Origin of the sequence: Nonomuraea mesophila (assembly GCF_004352805.1) — a bacterium.
Lineage (GTDB): Bacteria > Actinomycetota > Actinomycetes > Streptosporangiales > Streptosporangiaceae > Nonomuraea > Nonomuraea longispora.
Genome location: NZ_SMLD01000075.1, coordinates 13,492 through 30,329, shown reverse-complemented (window position 1 = coordinate 30,329; position 16,838 = coordinate 13,492). Strand labels below are relative to the sequence as shown.

General features: G+C 72.6%; 12 protein-coding genes. 7 read left to right on the top strand and 5 right to left on the bottom strand.

Going from position 1 to position 16,838, the window contains the following annotated elements:
• Genes E1295_RS25945 through E1295_RS25925 form a run of 5 tightly spaced genes read right to left on the bottom strand, consistent with a single transcriptional unit; the run spans window position 1 to window position 4,915 of the window.
• Window positions 1-873: a polysaccharide deacetylase family protein gene (locus E1295_RS25945; protein WP_132633555.1), complete on the bottom strand. Its 873-nt coding sequence runs from the start codon at window positions 871-873 to the stop codon at window positions 1-3.
• Window positions 851-1,552 carry a fumarylacetoacetate hydrolase family protein gene (locus E1295_RS25940; RefSeq protein WP_132633553.1) on the bottom strand — a complete coding sequence of 234 codons (702 nt, stop codon included), beginning with the start codon at window positions 1,550-1,552 and terminating at the stop codon, window positions 851-853. Before E1295_RS25940 ends, E1295_RS25945 begins: the two co-directional genes overlap by 23 nt.
• On the bottom strand, window positions 1,552-2,790 hold the full coding sequence (locus tag E1295_RS25935; RefSeq protein WP_132633551.1) for an MFS transporter: 1,239 nt from the start codon (window positions 2,788-2,790) through the stop codon (window positions 1,552-1,554). Before E1295_RS25935 ends, E1295_RS25940 begins: the two co-directional genes overlap by 1 nt.
• The gene (locus E1295_RS25930; protein ID WP_132633549.1) at window positions 2,787-4,163 is read right to left on the bottom strand and encodes an amidohydrolase family protein; all 1,377 of its coding nucleotides are present in this window, start codon (window positions 4,161-4,163) and stop codon (window positions 2,787-2,789) included. The genes E1295_RS25935 and E1295_RS25930 overlap by 4 nt, the downstream gene beginning before the upstream one ends.
• 2 nt (window positions 4,164-4,165) lie before the next feature.
• Window positions 4,166-4,915 (bottom strand): sulfite exporter TauE/SafE family protein, encoded by a 750-nt coding sequence (locus E1295_RS25925; protein ID WP_166427415.1) that lies wholly within the window; start codon window positions 4,913-4,915, stop codon window positions 4,166-4,168.
• A 108-nt stretch (window positions 4,916-5,023) separates the two neighbouring features.
• On the opposite strand from E1295_RS25925, the gene E1295_RS25920 reads away from it, so the two are divergent.
• From E1295_RS25920 to E1295_RS25890, 7 genes are all read left to right on the top strand, one after another.
• Window positions 5,024-5,728 carry a GntR family transcriptional regulator gene (locus tag E1295_RS25920; RefSeq protein ID WP_166427414.1) on the top strand — a complete coding sequence of 235 codons (705 nt, stop codon included), beginning with the start codon at window positions 5,024-5,026 and terminating at the stop codon, window positions 5,726-5,728.
• A 76-nt stretch (window positions 5,729-5,804) separates the two neighbouring features.
• Window positions 5,805-7,250 carry an argininosuccinate synthase gene (gene argG / locus E1295_RS25915; RefSeq protein WP_132633544.1) on the top strand — a complete coding sequence of 482 codons (1,446 nt, stop codon included), beginning with the start codon at window positions 5,805-5,807 and terminating at the stop codon, window positions 7,248-7,250.
• 152 nt (window positions 7,251-7,402) lie between these two features.
• Window positions 7,403-8,005 carry an SDR family oxidoreductase gene (locus tag E1295_RS25910; protein WP_132633542.1) on the top strand — a complete coding sequence of 201 codons (603 nt, stop codon included), beginning with the start codon at window positions 7,403-7,405 and terminating at the stop codon, window positions 8,003-8,005.
• 688 nt (window positions 8,006-8,693) lie between these two features.
• A complete protein-coding gene (locus E1295_RS25905) occupies window positions 8,694-9,407 on the top strand; it encodes a thioesterase II family protein (protein WP_132633540.1) in 714 nt (237 codons plus the stop codon).
• The gene (locus E1295_RS25900; protein WP_220448890.1) at window positions 9,404-10,234 is read left to right on the top strand and encodes an SDR family oxidoreductase; all 831 of its coding nucleotides are present in this window, start codon (window positions 9,404-9,406) and stop codon (window positions 10,232-10,234) included. Before E1295_RS25905 ends, E1295_RS25900 begins: the two co-directional genes overlap by 4 nt.
• Window positions 10,235-10,287: 53 nt before the next feature.
• On the top strand, window positions 10,288-13,188 hold the full coding sequence (locus E1295_RS25895) for an amino acid adenylation domain-containing protein (RefSeq protein WP_220448889.1): 2,901 nt from the start codon (window positions 10,288-10,290) through the stop codon (window positions 13,186-13,188).
• Window positions 13,181-16,828 carry a non-ribosomal peptide synthetase gene (locus E1295_RS25890; protein WP_132633538.1) on the top strand — a complete coding sequence of 1,216 codons (3,648 nt, stop codon included), beginning with the start codon at window positions 13,181-13,183 and terminating at the stop codon, window positions 16,826-16,828. The genes E1295_RS25895 and E1295_RS25890 overlap by 8 nt, the downstream gene beginning before the upstream one ends.
• Window positions 16,829-16,838 lie beyond the last annotated feature (10 nt).

Sequence of the window (16,838 nt, the reverse complement as noted above, 5' to 3'; positions counted from 1 at the left end):
TCAGGGACGGCGTACGTCCCGGTACCAGTCGAGGATCTGCTCACCGGTCATGAACGCGACGTCCTTGTGCGCCCGGATGTGCTGCAGCGCCTGCTCGAAATACCGCAGCCGGTGCGGGACGCCCATGATGTACGGGTGCACGACCAGCGCCATCACCCGGGCCGAGTCCGCGGAGTCCTTGTAGAGCTGGTCGAACTGGTCGACGGCGCGCTGGAAGTACTCCCGGGCCGGATGGTGCTGGATCAGCATCATCGCGACGTCGTTGCACTCCTGCGTGTAGGGGATGTTCACGATGGGCGACGTCCGGGTGGCCAGTTCCACGGGCTGGTCGTCGAGCACCCAGTCGCAGACGTACTCGTAGCCCTCCTCGACCAGGAGGTCGGGCGTCTCCCAGGTCTCGGTCAGCCCGGGGCCGAGCCAGCCGCGCGGGCGGCGGCCCGTCGCCGTCTCGATCGCCTTGGTGGTGGCCCGGATGTCGGCCCGCTCGTCCTCCACCTTCTGCATGTTCTTCTGGGTGAAGCCGTGGCCGACGAACTCCCATCCGCGGTCGAGGGCGGCCTTCGAGATCTGCGGGTAGTGAGTGACGGCCTGGCCGTTGATGGCCAGCGTGCCGGTCACCTCCTGCCGGTCCATGGCCTCGATCATGCGCCACACGCCGACGCGGTTGCCGTACTCGTGCCAGGCCCAGTTGGGCACGTCGGGGGCGGGGATGCCGCCGGCCGGCGGCGTGAGCACCGTCCTCGGCATCGGGTCGGTGTCGGACCAGGTCTCCACGTTGACGATGACCCAGACCGCCATGCGCTTGCCGGCGGGCAGTCGGAGCGCGGGGCGGCCCTCGATGGGGTCGTACTCAAGCCGTTCGCTGGGACGCATGGGTCTCTCCTTCGACGATGGTGACGGTCAGGGAGGGCAGGCCGGTGATCTCGACGCGGACGCGGTCGCCGGGCAGCACGGGCCCGACGCCCGCCGGGGTGCCGGTGTAGATCAGGTCGCCCGGCATCAGCCGGTACGAGCGCGAGAGGTGGCTGATGATCTCGGGCACGTTCCAGATCATCAGCTCGAGCCCGGTGTGCTGGCGCCGCTCGCCGTTGACGGTGAGCGTCAGCTCTCCGTCCAGCGGGTCGGAGCCGGGCAGGATCGGGCCGCAGGGCGCCGAGTGGTCGAAGGACTTGCCGGCCTCCCACGGGTGGGCCCGCTCGCGGCACTCCCGCTGCCGGTCGCGCCGCGTCAGGTCGATGCCGGCCGCGTGGCCGAAGACCAGCCCGTACGCGTCCCGCACGCCGACGTCCGTGCCCTCGGCGCCGATGGCGACGACCAGCTCGCCCTCGTAGTGCAGGTCCCCTGTCTGCGGCGGGTAGGGCACCTCGGCCTCGTCGGGGACGACCGCGTCGGCCGGCTTCTGGAAGAAGAAGGGGTCGTCGCGCTCGTCACCCTCCTTCATCTCCTTGATGTGGTCGAGATAGTTGCGGCCGACGCAGTAGACGCGGCGTACGGGGAACCGGTCGGCCGTGCCGCTCACGGGCAGGGTGACCGGGGTGGGTTGCCAGAGCATCAGTGCACCTCGGGTGGAAGGGTCTTGCTGAACAGGTCGGGACGCAGCGCGAGCGCCAGTGCCGCGCCCAGCACGGAGAAGCCGACGATCTGCACCATGCCCGCGCCGACCCAGCCGGTGGCCTCGACGAGGGTGCTGAAGAGCAGGCCCGCGACGCCGGCCGCGACGTAGATGCAGGTGACGAAGAGCCCGGCGGCCCGGCTGACGATCTCGCTGCCGGCGGACTTGACGAGGTAGCTGGCGGCGGCGACGTACATGCCGGCGCTGGCGAACAGCCCGAACAGGAACGAGAAGGTCGCCTGCCACGGGGTGGACGGTGAGCCGAGGAAGAGGGCGAGGCCGCTGGCGGCCACGCCGAGGTTGAGCACCGTCAGCACCACCCTCGGGCTGAACCGGTCGGCGAGGTAGCCGCCGGCCGGTGAGGCGAAGGCCGCCAGGCCGGACAGGCCGATGACGAACCCGGCGCCGCCAGGGCTGTAGTCGAGCTGGCCGCGCAGGTAGCTGGCGTACATGCCGATGAAGGCGAAGTCGGCCAGCCCGAACAGCGCCGTGATGACGGCCAGCACGAGCGGGTTGCGCGACAGGATGCTGCGGGCGCCGCCGACGTGCCTGGTCGCGTTCTCCGCGGGGTCGATCTCGGTCAGCCGCGGCGAGACCAGGAACACGATGGCCAGCGCCAGCGCGACGCCGATGAGGGCGTAGGCGATCATCGGGGCCCGCCAGGTGCCGTACCCCTCCAGCAGGACGCTGCCGAGCGAGGGGCCGATGATCGAGCCGGCGGCGAAGGCCATGTTGACGCTGCCGATCGCGACCCCGCGGCGGGCGGGGAAGGCGCTCGACGCGACCGCGATGATCATCGCGAGCTGGAGTGCCTCGCCGACGCCGGACAGCACGCGCCAGACCAGCATGTCGAAGAACCCGATGGAGACCGTGGTGAGCGCGGTCGCGATCGAGAACACCAGCGTGCCGAGGACGATCGTGCGCTTGCGTCCGAGTCTGCGCTGAAGGTATCCGGCGGGCAGACCGGCCAGGCCCATGCCGATGGCGAACACGGTGGCCTGCAGCCCCGCCGCCTCCAGGCTGAAGCCGTACTCGGCGCGGACCTCGACGAGCAGGATGGGGAAGACCATCCGGTCCATGGCGTTGATGGTGTAGGCCAGCAGCAGCAGGCCGAACATGGTCACGGCGACTTTGGGCGCGAGTGCGCCCCGCGCGGCCGTGGGGTGGGGGGCGGTCATTGCAGACTCCTTTCGCCTGCGGTGGTTGACGGCGTGGGAGGGGGCCAGTCGCCTGCCGCCGCGGCCCTGGCGAGCAGGGCGTCCCGGCGGGCCTCGGCCATCGCGACGGGGTCCGGCTCGCCGTCGTCCAGCACGAGCGCGCCCCGCCGCTTCAGTACGCGGCCGTCGGCGATGACGGTGTCGATGTTGTCGATCTGGCCCGTGTAGACGAGCGCCTCGACCGGGTCGCCCGAGGGGACCAGGTTGATGTCGGACGCCCGCAGGATCACGAGGTCGGCGCGCTTGCCCGGGGTGACGGAGCCGACGGTGTCGTCCAGGCGGAGATCCCTGGCCCCGCCGATGGTGGCGAGCTGGAGCAGCCGGCGCGGGGTGACCGTGGCCGAGCCCGTACGCGCCGCCTCCACGGAGACGATCATGCGCAGGTGGCCGAGGATGTCGGCGCTGGTCGGCATGGCGAGCGTGTCGAGCGAGAGCGACACCGGCACGCCGGCCTCCAGCAGCTCGGTCACCAGCGGGAAGCCCATGGTGCGCAGCTCGGTCATCGGGCTCAGCGACACCCGGGTGCCCGTGCGGGCCAGCGCCTCGATGTCGCGCCCGTCGGCGTGCACGGCATGGACGACCTGCACGTCCTCGCCCAGCAGGCCCAGCTCCTCCAGCCGGGCGAGACCGCAGACACGGCAGCCCTCCTCACGCATGCACCGGTCGCAGTGCATGGTGATGGGCATCCCGAGCGCGCGGGCCTCGGCCCACTCGCGCTCGTACACCTCGGGCGGCGTCCGGTACGGCCCGCGCAGCGCGACGCCGAAGTCCAGCCTGCCGTCGAGCTGGTAACCGGGCCAGCGGGCCCGCAGCTTGCGCAGGTCGTCGAGGTCGTTGGTGGCGTCGGGCGACGCCGAGTCCGGCGGTCCGTACGAGAAGCGCCCGCGCAGTCCGGAGTCCAGGTGCGCCTGGATGTTGGCGTCGGCGTCCTGGGGGCTGCGCACGTTGTGGTCGAAGTTGTGCACCGTGGTGATGCCGCCGCTCGCCGCCTCGGCCAGCCCGAACCGGGCCGCCCAGTAGAAGTCGCCGAGCTCGAAGTGGGGTGCGAGGGCGCGCTTGACGGCGAAGTAGTCGCTGCCGGGACGGTCGCCGACGGTGCCGCGCAGCAGCGAGTTCCACAGGTGCCAGTGGGTGTCGACGAAGCCGGGCAGCATGATCGTGCCCGTCGCGTCGATCACCTCCGCGTCCGTGACGTCGTGCGCGCCGGTGTGCGGGACGATCTCCGCGATCTGCCCGTCACGGACCAGGACGTCGGCGTTCGCGACGTCACCGACGGCGGGATCCATGGAGATCAGATGAGTGCCGGTGATGAGAAGGTCGGGTCGTTCGCGCATGGTCACCTCACGAAGAGCGCGCCGGACAGGATGAGACCGAAACCGACGATCAGCCACCGTAAGACGTGGGGCGGCACGCGCCGGGCGAGCACCACTCCGCTCCGGCCGCCGGCCAGCCCGGTGAGCGACATGACCGCGACCGGGATCCACTCGACGGGGCCGAACACGGAGAAGCACAGGGCTGAGATCAGGCCGACGACCAGGGACAGCGCGCTCTTGAGCGCGTTGAGCCTGTGCAGGTCGTCCGCCAGGAACGTGCCCAGGACGGCGAGCATCATGACCCCGAGCCCGGCGGCGAAGTAGCCGCCGTACATCGCGACCACGAACTGGCCGGCCAGCAGCGCGTGACCGCCGCCCGCCGCCCTGTCCCCGCCGACGCGCCGGGCCAGGCTTTCCTGAAGGGCCAGCGCGACGACGGAGACGAGGACGAGGAACGGGACGATCGACTCGAACTGTTCCGGCGGCGCGGCGAGCAGGATCGCGGACCCGCACGCGGCGCCGCAGGCGCTGACCACGGAGAGCCGCGGCACCTGCGGGCGCACGGCGGGCAGTTCGTCCCGGTAGCCGACCAGCCCGCCCACGTAGCCGGGCAGGGTGGCGAGGGCGCTGGTGACGTTGGCGGCGATCGGCGAGTAGCCCATCGCCATGAGCGCGGGGAACGAGATCAGCGATCCGCCGCCCGCGACACCGTTCACGGCGCCGGCCAGGAAGCCCGCGCCGGCGAGAACGAGCAGCTGAAGCGGGTCCAGCATGGTCGCCCTCCTTCCGGCTCCTGCCTCGATGAGTGGCAACGTATTCATTGCATGCAATGCATGTCAATAGAGTGCAGGCAAGGTTTGCATGCAATGTATACTCGCCTCATGGCGGTCTCTTCCGAATCCCAGCCGGGCAGCGCCCATGCGGTCTACGTGGCGCTGCGCCACCGGTTCGCGGAGGGGCGATACGCTCCCGGCCAGCGGCTGACGGAGGCGGCGCTGGCCGCCGACCTGGGCGTCAGCCGCACTCCCGTACGCGAGGCCATCGGCAGGTTACTGGCCGAAGGGCTGGTCATCCCGGCCGCCCGCGGCGTCGCCGTCGCCGCGCTGACCGCCGTCGAGGCGGAGCACCTGTTCGTGCTGCGCGCCACCCTCGAAGGGCTGGCCGCCGAACTGGCCGCCACGCGGCAGGGCCGCGGGCAACTGGCCCCCGCCGACATCGACGCGCTCGACCGGGCCGTCGACGCGGTCGAGGCGGCGGTGCAGACCCACGACGCCCACGCCTCCGCCCAGGCCAACCTCGCCCTGCACCGCGCCATCGGAGCGGCGGCCGGCAACCCTTTCCTGGAGGACACCCTGCACCGGGTGTGGGATCGCATCGCGGTCACGACCGTGGCCAACCTCGACGACCCCCACTGGGCCGGCGCGATCACCGAGCAGCACCGGGCCATCGTCGCCGGCATCCGCGCCGGGGATCCAGAGGCGGCGGGGAAGGCGGCCAAGGCGCACATCGAGGCGGCCGGGCGCGCGTACAAACCGGCTCCGGAGAACGAACCACGAGGCGCCGCGGCCGCGCAGCCCGCCCGCTGAGCACGACCGGCGCGGCGGAGAGTCGTGACGCGTGTACGTTGCATGATCATGCATAAGTGTGTATATACTTCTACGCGTGTCAAAGGTTCTCACCTCTCTGCCTGTCGGCGAACGTGTCGGCATCGCCTTCTCCGGCGGCCTCGACACCTCGGTAGCGGTCGCGTGGATGCGCGAGAAGGGCGCGGTGCCATGCGCGTACACCGCGGACATCGGCCAATACGACGAGCCCGACATCGCCTCGGTGCCCGGTCGCGCGACGGCCTACGGCGCTGAGGTCGCCCGGCTGGTCGACTGCCGGGCCGCGCTCGTGGAGGAAGGGCTCGCCGCCCTGGCCTGCGGGGCCTTCCACATCCGCTCAGGCGGGCGCGGCTACTTCAACACGACCCCGCTCGGGCGGGCCGTCACGGGCACCCTGCTGGTGCGCGCGATGCTCGAGGACGGCGTGCAGATCTGGGGTGACGGCTCCACCTTCAAGGGCAACGACATCGAACGCTTCTATCGCTACGGCCTGCTGGCCAACCCGTCGCTGCGCATCTACAAGCCGTGGCTCGACGCCGGGTTCGTCAGCGAGCTCGGCGGCCGCACCGAGATGTCGGAGTGGCTGCTCGAACGCGGCCTGCCCTACCGCGACAGCGCGGAGAAGGCCTACTCCACCGACGCCAACATCTGGGGCGCCACCCACGAGGCCAAGGCGCTCGAGCACCTCGACGCCGGCATCGAGACGGTCGAGCCGATCATGGGCGTGCCGTTCTGGGACGCGAACGTGGAGATCGCCCCCGAAGACGTCACCATCAGCTTCGAGCGCGGCCGCCCGGTGACGATCAACGGCAAGGAGTTCGCCTCGGCCGTCGACCTGGTTCTGGAGGCCAACGCCATCGGCGGGCGGCACGGCATCGGCATGTCCGACCAGATCGAGAACCGCGTCATCGAGGCCAAGAGCCGGGGCATCTACGAGGCGCCGGGCATGGCGCTGCTGCACGCGGCCTACGAGCGGCTGGTCAACGCGGTCCACAACGAGGACACCCTCGCCGTCTACCACAGCGAAGGGCGCCGGCTGGGCCGCCTGCTCTACGAAGGCCGCTGGCTCGATCCCCAGGCGCTGATGTTGCGCGAGTCGTTGCAGCGCTGGGTCGGCATGGCGATCACCGGCGAGGTGACGCTGCGGCTGCGGCGCGGCGAGGACTACTCGATCCTCGACACGTCGGGGCCCGCGTTCAGCTACCACCCCGACAAACTGTCCATGGAGCGCACGGAAGACTCCGCCTTCGGTCCTGTCGACCGCATCGGCCAGCTCACCATGCGCAACCTCGACATCGCCGACACCCGCGCCAAGCTTGAGCAGTACGCCGGGCTCGGCATGGTCGGCGCCGACCACGGGTCGTTGATCGCCGCGGCGGAGACGCCCTCGACCAAGCTGATCGGCGCCATGCCGGAGGGCGGGGCCGAAGCGATCGCCTCCCGTGGCGAGGCGCCCGAGGACGAACTGCTCGACCACGCCGCGATGGAGTCCGGCACCGACTGACCACCCGCCCCGGGTCGCCCCTCCACATGGGCGGCCCGGTCGCGCAGGTGAGCCGCACGGGGCTCATGTGCCCGCCACGTGGCGACAGGTGTCGAACGCGGCGTGCGATCAGCGCCAGAACCGGCCTGCCGTTGTCGGCCAGGCTTGGCGTCATGAGCAACGCACTTGAGAGCAAGGCGGCCCTGGTCACTGGCGGTAGTCGTGGCATCGGCGCCGCCGTGGCCCTGCGCCTGGCCCAGGATGGCGCCGATGTGGCGCTGACGTACCAGCACAACAAGCAGCGCGCCGATGACGTGGTCGCTCAGATCAAGCTGACGGGACGGCGGGCGATCGCCGTGCAGGCGGACAGCAGCGACCCGGCGGCGGTGACCACCGCGGTGGACCGGGTCACGGGTGAGCTGGTCCGGCTGGACATCCTGGTCATCACCATCGGCAGCAACGTGGGCGAGCGGGTGGTGTTCCCCGGCTTCACGCTGTATCCGATCAGCAAGACCGCGCTGATCGGCCTGACCAGGGCGCTGGGACGCGAGCTGGGCCCCAGGGCGATCACGGTGAACGTGGTGAATCCAGGCCCCACCGACACTGACATGAACCCGGCCGACGGCCCCAACGCCGACGCCATCAACGGGTTCTCCGCGCTCGGCCACTACGCGGAGCCCGCCGACGTGGCCGCGACGGTGGCGTTCCTCGCCGGCCCCGGCGGCCGGTACATCACCGGGGCGACGGTCAGCGTCGACGGCGGTTTCAACATATGACCGCCGAGCGGGCGGCACGGCTCAAGTACGCCGCGAGCGGACGGCGGCCGGGCGGGGTCGACGAACGTGCGGATGAGATACGTCAACTGCCTGGCGGACCCTTCCTTCTCCGGCGACCACGCGGTAGCCGTGAAACCGACGCCGTCTCACATACTGACACAGACGATTTACATACGGCTACCCCAAACTTTAGATTCAGGACATACGCTCGCGGCGGTCTCTGTGCTGGCATCGAAACCGGGGCGATCACCGAGCGGCGATGGAACGATGCAAGACCCGCCGGAACCCACTCCGGAGCCGGCCACATAATCGCAGGTCAGAACGGCGATCAGAGGGGCCCGGACAAGGGTCCGACCTGTGACGCGGGACGGTGCCAGATCGGCACCATGCGTCACAGGTTCTTCATGTTCGGCTTGACCTAAAGGACCGAAACTCCGTAGTTTTGGCCGTCGTTCGGCATGCTTGGGGCCGCAACGAGCGACGCGCGACGCCCACCCCGGGCCCTGCCCGGCTTGTCGGTCGCGAATGGACGGGGGAGGCGATAGAGGCCAGCGGTCCGACCAGGAGCGTCACCCAAAGTATCCGGCACGGACCACTACGTAATCGGCTCACGAGATGTTCGCCCGAACGGTGACATCACCGCGGCCCGGATTCCGCCTCTGGACGATCGATCGGAGAAATCCGCATCATGGAACCCACGTACCTTGTCTGCCTGCCCTTCGCCGGCGCCGGAGCGTCGTTCTTCCGCGGATGGCAGCGGCAGGCCCCCGAGGACCTGACCATCCTGCCGGTGCAGCTGCCCGGCCGCGAAGAACGTTTCAACGAAGCCCCCTACACCGAGGTCGCCCGCGCGGCCGAGGCGGCGTGCACCCAGGTCCTGGCCAGGATCGATGGCGCCACCCCGCCCGTCGCGATCTTCGGGCACAGCCTCGGCGCCGTGCTGGCGTACGAGCTGGCCGGCCACCTCGCCAACGGCAGAGGGGTGACGCCCGAGCGGCTGTTCGTGAGCGGATCACCCGGCCCGCACGACGGGCGCGAGGCCAAGGCCGGCGGCCTCAGCGACGACGAGTTCCTGGCCAGGGTCAGAGAGTTCTCCGGCTACACGCATCCGGCGCTCGATGACCCGGAGATGCGTTCGCTGCTGCTGCCCACGATCCGGGCGGACGTCGAGATGCACGAGACGTACGAGCCGGCCACGGACAAGCCGCTGCCCGTTCCGGTCACCGCCCTGCGGGGCCGCGACGACGAGCTGGTCGACGGCACGCAGCTCGCACAGTGGGAGCAGGTCACCAGCGCCGGGTTCAGGACCGCCGAGCTCGACGGCGGCCACATGTACCTGGCGGACGACCCCACCCCCCTGCTCGGGCTGATCACGGACGAGCTGTCCAGGGAACGGACGTGACGCTGCGCCTGGCCGGGAAGACGGCCGTCATCACCGGTGCGGCCCGCGGTCTCGGACGCGCCACCGCCCAGGCCTTCGCCCGTGAGGGAGCCGACCTGGTGCTGATCGACATCGCGCGCGACCTGCCCGGCGTTCCCTACCCGCTCGGCTCCCCCGGCCAGCTCTGGCACACGGAGGAGCTCTGCCGGAAGGCCGGCGTCGCCGTGCTGGTCAAGGAGGCCGACGTACGGGACCTCCGCGAGGTCGAGGACGCGGTGGCCATGGCGGTCGACCGGTTCGGCGCCGTGGACGTGCTCGTCAACAACGCGGGCATCGCCGCGCCGTCCGGCAAGGTGACGCACGAGATCGACGAGGACGAGTGGCGGCTGATGCTCGACGTCGACCTCTCGGGCGCCTGGCGGGCCATCCGCGCCGTGGGCGGGCTGATGTGCGAGCGCGGCTCGGGCAGCATCGTCAACGTCGCGTCCACCGCCGGGCTGGTGGGCTACCGGCATTTCGCCGGCTACGTAGCCGCCAAGCACGGTCTCATCGGCCTGACCAAGGCGGCGGCGCTCGACTACGCCCCGCGCCAGGTGCGGGTCAACGCGCTGTGCCCCGGCTCGGTCAGGGACGATCCGCAGGTGGAGGGCCGGATGCTGGCGGAGATCGCCCGCTCGCTCGACGTGCCCGTGGGCACGCACGAGGAGGCGTTCCTGCAAGCCCAGCCGTCCAACGCGCTCATCGAGCCCGACGCCGTCGCCTCCGCCGCCGTGTGGCTGGCCTCCGACGAGTCCCGCCAGGTCACCGGCAGCGTGCTCACCGTCGACGGAGGCTTCACCACCCGCTGACGCCTTCGCCGACCCGGCCGTGCCGGCCACCCGAACCCACTGGAGATCACCCTGTGTACCGCACCGTTGACGCGCTGATCCCCGCCGCCGTCACGCCGTCCGGGCACTGTCACGCCCGGCGGACCCGGCTGTCCGGCGGTGCCGACGCCGCCCGGATGGCGCGGATCCTCGACCACGCCGCCCGCCACTGGTGGGGCGAGCCCGCCCGCCTGTGGACGGAACGGGTGCCCGCCGCCGCCGGTTCCGCGCAGGCCGCGCGGGCGCTCGACGCCGAGCTGTTCAGGCCGGTGCGCGGGCTGCGGGTCGTGCTGCTCGACTACGCGGACGGGGCCGCCGACCTGGTGCTCGTCGCGCACCGGGCATGGCTGGACGCGACGTCGCTGCGGATGGTGGCCGAGGTGCTCACGGAGCGGGTTCCGTACGAACGTTTCCACGCCGGACGGGCGCAGGTGGCCGCGCCGGACGACGAGCTGGTCAAGCGGTGGCGGGAGGCCGACTACTCCGGGGCCGCCGTCGAATGGGCCTCGGGGGACGTCGCGGCGGGTGAGCGTACCGGGGTGGTGAGCGTGCCGGTGCGCGACTCGGCGCACCTGGCCGCCCGGGTGGCGGTGGCGGCCGCGCTGGTCCTGGGACGGTACGAGGGCCGGCACTGCCCCGTGATCGGCGCGGTGACCGGGCTGCCCGCGCGGCCGGAGGAGGCTCTGGGGGCGTTCGACGCCGGGACGCTGCTGGCGGTGGACCTGTCGGGCGCCGCCACGACCGGCGAGCTGGTGGCCGGGAGCGCCCGCGTCCTCGAAGGCGGCGGCTGGTGCGACGCCCGCCGGTACGCCCGGCTCTGCGCGGAAACGGGCGGCCGGGTCCTCGCGGGGCTGCTGGCCACCGCCACGGACGAGGACGTCCCCTGCCAGACGGCGCCCTTCCCGCTCACCCTCGTACCCCGCCGCGACCAGGACGGCTCCCTCCTGCTCGACGTGCGGCACCGGCTGGGAGACGTGGACGGCGAGTCGGCGCGGCGGTTCGCCGTCCACGTCGCCCGCGCGTACGAGCGGCTGGCCGGCGACGACGACCTGGCCCCCGCCGACGTCGACCTGCTGGACGAGCCCGAGCGCCGCCACGTGACCGGCCTCGGCCGTCCGGACACGCCCCTCGGACGGCGGCCCGAGCGCATCGAGGAGATCTTCGCCGCCCGCGCCGCGGAACGGCCTGAAGCCGTCGCCCTCACCGGCGAGGACCGCTCGCTCACCTACGCCGAGCTCGACGCGCTCGCCGGCCGCCGCGCCGCCGCCCTGCGCGGGAGGGGTGTACGGGCGGGCGACCGGGTGGGACTCTGCCTGGACCGCACGCCCGAGCTGGTGGTCACCATGCTGGCCGTGCTCAAGGCCGGGGCCGTCTACGTGCCGATGGACCCCGCCTATCCGGCGGAGCGGCTGGCGTACACGGCCGGGGACGCCGCGTTGCGCGTGGTCGTCGCCGACCGCGACTTCCCCGCCGGCGACGGGCTGAGCGTCGTCTCCCCCGAACGGCTCGCCGATCCGGACGACGGCGGCGTTCCGCGGAGCGGCGGTGCCGACGACGCCGCGTACGTCATCTACACCTCCGGCTCGACCGGCCGCCCCAAGGGGGTCGTGGTGTCGCACAGGAACGTCGTCGCCCTCCTGACGGCCACCGGGGACGACTTAGGGCTCGGACCCGGCGACACCTGGTCGAACTTCCACTCCAGCGCCTTCGACTTCTCCGTCTGGGAGATCTGGGGCGCGCTGCTCACCGGCGGCCGGCTGGTCATGGTGCCGTACTGGGTGTCCAGGTCGCCCGAGGAGTTTCACGAGCTGCTGACGCGCGAGCGGGTCACCGTGCTCAGCCAGACGCCGTCGGCGTTCGCCCAGCTCATGGAGGCCGACCGGCACCGGGACGAACGGCTCGCCGTCCGGCTGACGGTGTTCGGCGGCGAACCGCTCGACGTGCGCCCGCTGCTGGGCTGGTTCGACCGGTATCCGGGCTGCCGCCTGGTCAACATGTACGGCATCACCGAGACCACGGTCCACGTGACCGCTCAGACCGTGACCCGCGGCGACGCCATCGCGGGATCCCGGTCGGTGGGACGCCCGCTGCCCGGCTGGCACGTGTACGTCCTCGACGAGCGGGGCCGCCCCGTTCCCGTCGGCGCGCCCGGCGAGATCCACGTCGGCGGGGCGGGGGTGGCCACGGAATACCTGGGCCGCCCGGAACTGACGGCCGAGCGTTTCGTGCCGGACCCGTTCGCCGGGGGCCGCATGTACCGCAGCGGCGACCGCGGCCGCCTGCGGGCCGACGGGCGGCTCGAACACCTGGGCCGGCTGGACACCCAGGTCAAGGTACGCGGCTTCCGCATCGAGCTGGACGAGATCCGCAACGTCCTCCTCGACGACCCCGCGGTCACCTCGGCCGCCGTCGTCCTGCGCGACGGCCGCCCGGCCGCACCCGGCCCCGCGGTCGGGGGTGCGCAGGCGGACGGAGAGGTGCAGGCGGTCGGGGATGCGCAGGCGGTCGATCATGCGCTGGCGCGGCTGGACGCGTACGTCACGCCGGCGGACCTCGACCCCGCCGAGGTGCGCCGGCGCGCGGCCAAGGTGCTGCCCGACCACATGATGCCCGCCACCGTCACGGCGCTGCCCGCGCTGCCGCTCACCGCGAACGGCAAGCTGGACGCCCGCGCCCTGCCCGAGCCGGCCTCCGCCCCGCCTGCCCCGGCCGCCCCTGCGGAGGACTTCACCCGGACGCTCGCCGCCGTCTGGGAGTCGGTGCTCGACGTGCCGGTGGGCGACGACGACAACTTCTTCGAGCTCGGCGGCAACTCGCTCCTGGCGATCCGGCTGGCGGCGGCCATGCGCGAACGGGACCTGCCCGCGCTGCCGCTGCGCGAGCTGTATCTCCATCCGACGGTACGCGACCTCGCGCAGGTGCTCGGCCATGAGTGACGGCACCGGGCTGCTGGACTGGCTCACCACCGCGGAACCCGCCGGCGCCGAACCCGGCCTCGGCGAGCAGGGGTTTCCCGTCGTGTGCCCCGCCGGGGTCGGGGTGGCGGACGCGCTCGTGGCGTGGGCGACCCTGCTGCACCACCACACGGGCCGCAGGGAGCAGGTTTTCCGCGTCGTCGATGGCGGGGCGGACGAGGTGGTCCGCTTCACGATCGACCCCGCGGGCAGGCTCGCCGCGCTCGCGGAGCAGGTGACGCACGCGCTGACCGCCGCCGAACCGTACACACCGGGTGCAGAACCGCACGGGCCGGGTGCAGAACCGCTGCCTGTCCTGGTGCGTGGGGACGGGCAGGTGACGGGTCCGCTGGTGCTCGTGCTGGACGGGGACGGCGCCCGGTTGCGGTACGCCCCCGGCGGGGACGCGGGCATGGCCGCCCGCCACGCGGCCCACCTGGCCGCCGTGCTGGCCATGCCGGCGGACCGCACGGTACGCGAGGTGGATCCGCTGTCCTCCGCCGAGCAGGCCCGGCTCGCCCGCTGGAACGACACCGCCACCGGCTACCCGTCGGAGCGGCGGATCGAGGAGCTGTTCGCCGAGCAGGCCGGGCGGGCGCCCGCCCATCCGGCCGTGGTGCACGGGAGCACCACCCTGACCTACGCCGAGCTGGACCGCCGCAGCACGTCGCTCGCGGTCTCGCTGCTCCGGGCGGGACTGCGTCCCGGCGAGCCGGTCGCGCTGCTGCTGCCGCGTACCCCCGAGCTGGTCGTCTCGGCGCTGGCCGTGCTGAAGGCGGGCGGCTGCTACCTGCCCGTCGACCCCGCCACCGGTCAGGAGCGGGTCGCGTTCACGATCGAGGACAGCGGCGCGAGGCTGCTCATCACCTCGGGACGGCCGCCCGCGACGCCCGCCGGGGCGCGGGTCGTCGACCTCGATGACCACGACTGGGCGGACGAGCCGGAGCCGGTGCGGCCGGTGCCCGGGGACACGGCCGCGCCCGCGTACCTGATGTACACCTCCGGCACGACCGGACGGCCCAAGGGCGTCATGATCCCGCACCGGGGTGTCGTGCGCCTGGTGCGCGGTGTCGCGTACGCCCGCCTGGACGCCACCACCAGGATGGCGCAGGTGGGGGCGACCGGGTTCGACGCCTCCGTCTGGGAGATCTGGGGTGCGCTGCTCAACGGCGGCACCCTGCACGTCCTCGACCGCGAGACGTTCCTCGACGCCGAGGAACTGTGCCGGGCGCTGGCCGGCGCCGGCATCACCACGGCGTTGTTCACGTCGGCGTTGTTCTCCCGGCTGGCGAGCGAGGACCCGGCCGTGTTCCGGCCGCTGCGTGACCTGCTCGTCGGGGGCGACGTGCTCCCCCCCGAGCACGCGGAGGCCGTGCTGCGCGCCAGTCCCGGGCTGCGGCTGGTGAACGCGTACGGGCCGACGGAGAACGCGGTCATCTCCACCGTGCACACCGTCGCCGGGCCGTCGGGCGCGCGCGTGCCCATCGGCCGCCCGGTCCCCAACACCACCGCGTACGTGCTCAACCAGGACCGCCTCCCGCTGCCCGCCGGCGTCCCCGGAGACCTGTACGTCGGCGGCGACGGCATGGCGACCGGCTACCACGGACGTCCGGAACTCACCGAGCGGGCCTTCGTCCGCCATGACGGGCGGCTGCTGTACCGGACGGGCGACCGGGCCCGCCGGCGGCCCGACGGTTCGATCGACTTCCTCGGCCGGGAGGATCGCCAGGTCAAGGTGCGCGGTTTCCGCGTCGAGCCGGGCGAGGTCGAAACGGCCCTGCTGGGCGTGGCGGGGGTCAGCGTCGCGGTGGTGGTGCCGCGCCGGACGCCCGAGCCGCACCTGTGCGCGTACGTCGAAGGCGGCGTCGAAGCCGGGCACGTGCGGGCGGAGATGGAGCGGCGGCTGCCCGCGCACCTCGTGCCCGCTCACGTCGTGGTGCTGCCCGCGCTGCCGCTGACCGCCAACGGCAAGGTCGACCTGGCCGGACTGCCCGCCCCCGAGGTCGCGACCGGCGGCCGGGCGGCGCGCGACGAGGTGGAGCGCATCCTGGCCGGGCTCTGGGAGGACGTGCTCGGCGTGCGCGGCATCGGCGCCGACGACCCGCTCGACCGGCTCGGCGGCAGCTCGCTGACCGCCACCCGGGTGTCCGCGCTCGTACGCCGCCGCTTCGGGGTGGCCTGCCCGGTGTCGGCCGTGTTGTCCGCCCGCACGGTCGCGGAGCTGGCCGACACCGTACGGGCTGCGGACCGTACGCAGGTCACCGGGCCGCGTCCGGGAACGGCCACCGAGCGCACCCCCCTCTCGCCCCAGCAGCACGGCGTCCACGTCGAGCAGGTCAAGGACCCGGCCGACACCCAGTACAACCTGCCCGTCGTCGTCGACCTGCCCGGCCCGGTGGATCACGAGCGCCTGACGGCCGCGCTGGCCACGCTCGTGGAGCGGCACGAGATCCTGCGCGCCGGGTTCGCCATGGACGGCGACGGCCGCCCGTACCAGTGGGTCCGCGAACCGTGGGACGTCACGATCGACGCGGTGGCCCTGCCGTGGGACGAGGACCCCGACGTGTGGGCGCGGCGCTGGGTCCGCCCGTTCGACCTGGCCAGGCCGCCGCTGTGGCGGGCGGCGCTGGTCCGGCACGCCGCCGGGACCCGGTTGGTGCTCGACATCCACCACCTGCTCACCGACGGCCACGCCCTGACCCTGCTCATGGGCGAATGGGCGGCCCTGGTCAGGGGCGAGCGGCCACCGGAGGCGGAGCTGCGCTACCGGGACTACGCCCAGTGGGCGGCCGGACCCGAACGGCGGGCGTTGTCGGACGGCCAGCGGGCCTTCTGGGAGGAGACGTTCGACCGGCCGGTCCCCCCGCTGGACCTGCCCACCAGCCTGCCCGCCGACAGGGCGCGGCCCTCGGTGCGTACGACCGAGGGCGGGCACCTGGCGTTCCGGTTCGGCCGGCGGCGGGCCCGGGCGGTCAGGGAGCTGGCCCGCGCCGAATCCGTGACGCCCTTCCATGTGCTGCTGGCCGCGTACACGGCCTTTCTCGGGCGGGTGAGCGGCAGCGCGGACGTGACGGTCGGCACGGCGGCGTCGGGGCGGCACCTGCCGGGCGTGGACCGGGTGCAGGGCATGTTCGTCAACACGCTCTGCCTGCGAGTGCGGCCCTCGGCCGAGCTGCCGTTCCTCCAGCACCTGCGGGCCGTGGCCGCGCACGCCGTGGCCGCCGTCGACCACCAGGACCACACCCTCGACGTCGCCCGCCATGGGCGGCCGTCCCACGGCAGGCATCCCCTTTTTGACACGTTCTTCGCGGTCCAGGACACCGGGCTGCAGCGGGTGGACTTCCTCGGCGGCCACCCGAGCTGGAGGCCCGGCCTCACCGGGCGCACGATCTTCGACCTCGACCTGCAGATCGAGGTCGAGCCCGACGACTACGCCGCCCGCTGGGCGTACGCCACCGCGCTGTTCCTGCGTCCGACCGTGGAGCTGTTCCGCGACGAGCTGCTGGCGCTGCTCGACGCCGCGCTCGCCGACCCGGGCACGCCGCTCGGCTCGCTCGGCGAGCCGCTCAGGGCCGCCGCCTCCCATGACCTGTCCGAGCTCGCGTTCGACTTCGACTTCTGATCAGGGGTGA

Bases quoted from the DNA above. Each gene is read 5' to 3' on its own strand.
- E1295_RS25945 (WP_132633555.1), bottom strand. From the start codon at position 873: ATGCGTCCCAGCGAACGGCTTGAGTACGACCCCATCGAGGGCCGCCCC.
- E1295_RS25940 (WP_132633553.1), bottom strand. From the start codon at position 1,552: ATGCTCTGGCAACCCACCCCGGTCACCCTGCCCGTGAGCGGCACGGCC.
- E1295_RS25935 (WP_132633551.1), bottom strand. From the start codon at position 2,790: ATGACCGCCCCCCACCCCACGGCCGCGCGGGGCGCACTCGCGCCCAAA.
- E1295_RS25930 (WP_132633549.1), bottom strand. From the start codon at position 4,163: ATGCGCGAACGACCCGACCTTCTCATCACCGGCACTCATCTGATCTCC.
- E1295_RS25925 (WP_166427415.1), bottom strand. From the start codon at position 4,915: ATGCTGGACCCGCTTCAGCTGCTCGTTCTCGCCGGCGCGGGCTTCCTG.
- E1295_RS25920 (WP_166427414.1), top strand. From the start codon at position 5,024: ATGGCGGTCTCTTCCGAATCCCAGCCGGGCAGCGCCCATGCGGTCTAC.
- E1295_RS25910 (WP_132633542.1), top strand. From the start codon at position 7,403: ATGAGCAACGCACTTGAGAGCAAGGCGGCCCTGGTCACTGGCGGTAGT.
- E1295_RS25905 (WP_132633540.1), top strand. From the start codon at position 8,694: ATGGAACCCACGTACCTTGTCTGCCTGCCCTTCGCCGGCGCCGGAGCG.
- E1295_RS25890 (WP_132633538.1), top strand. From the start codon at position 13,181: ATGAGTGACGGCACCGGGCTGCTGGACTGGCTCACCACCGCGGAACCC.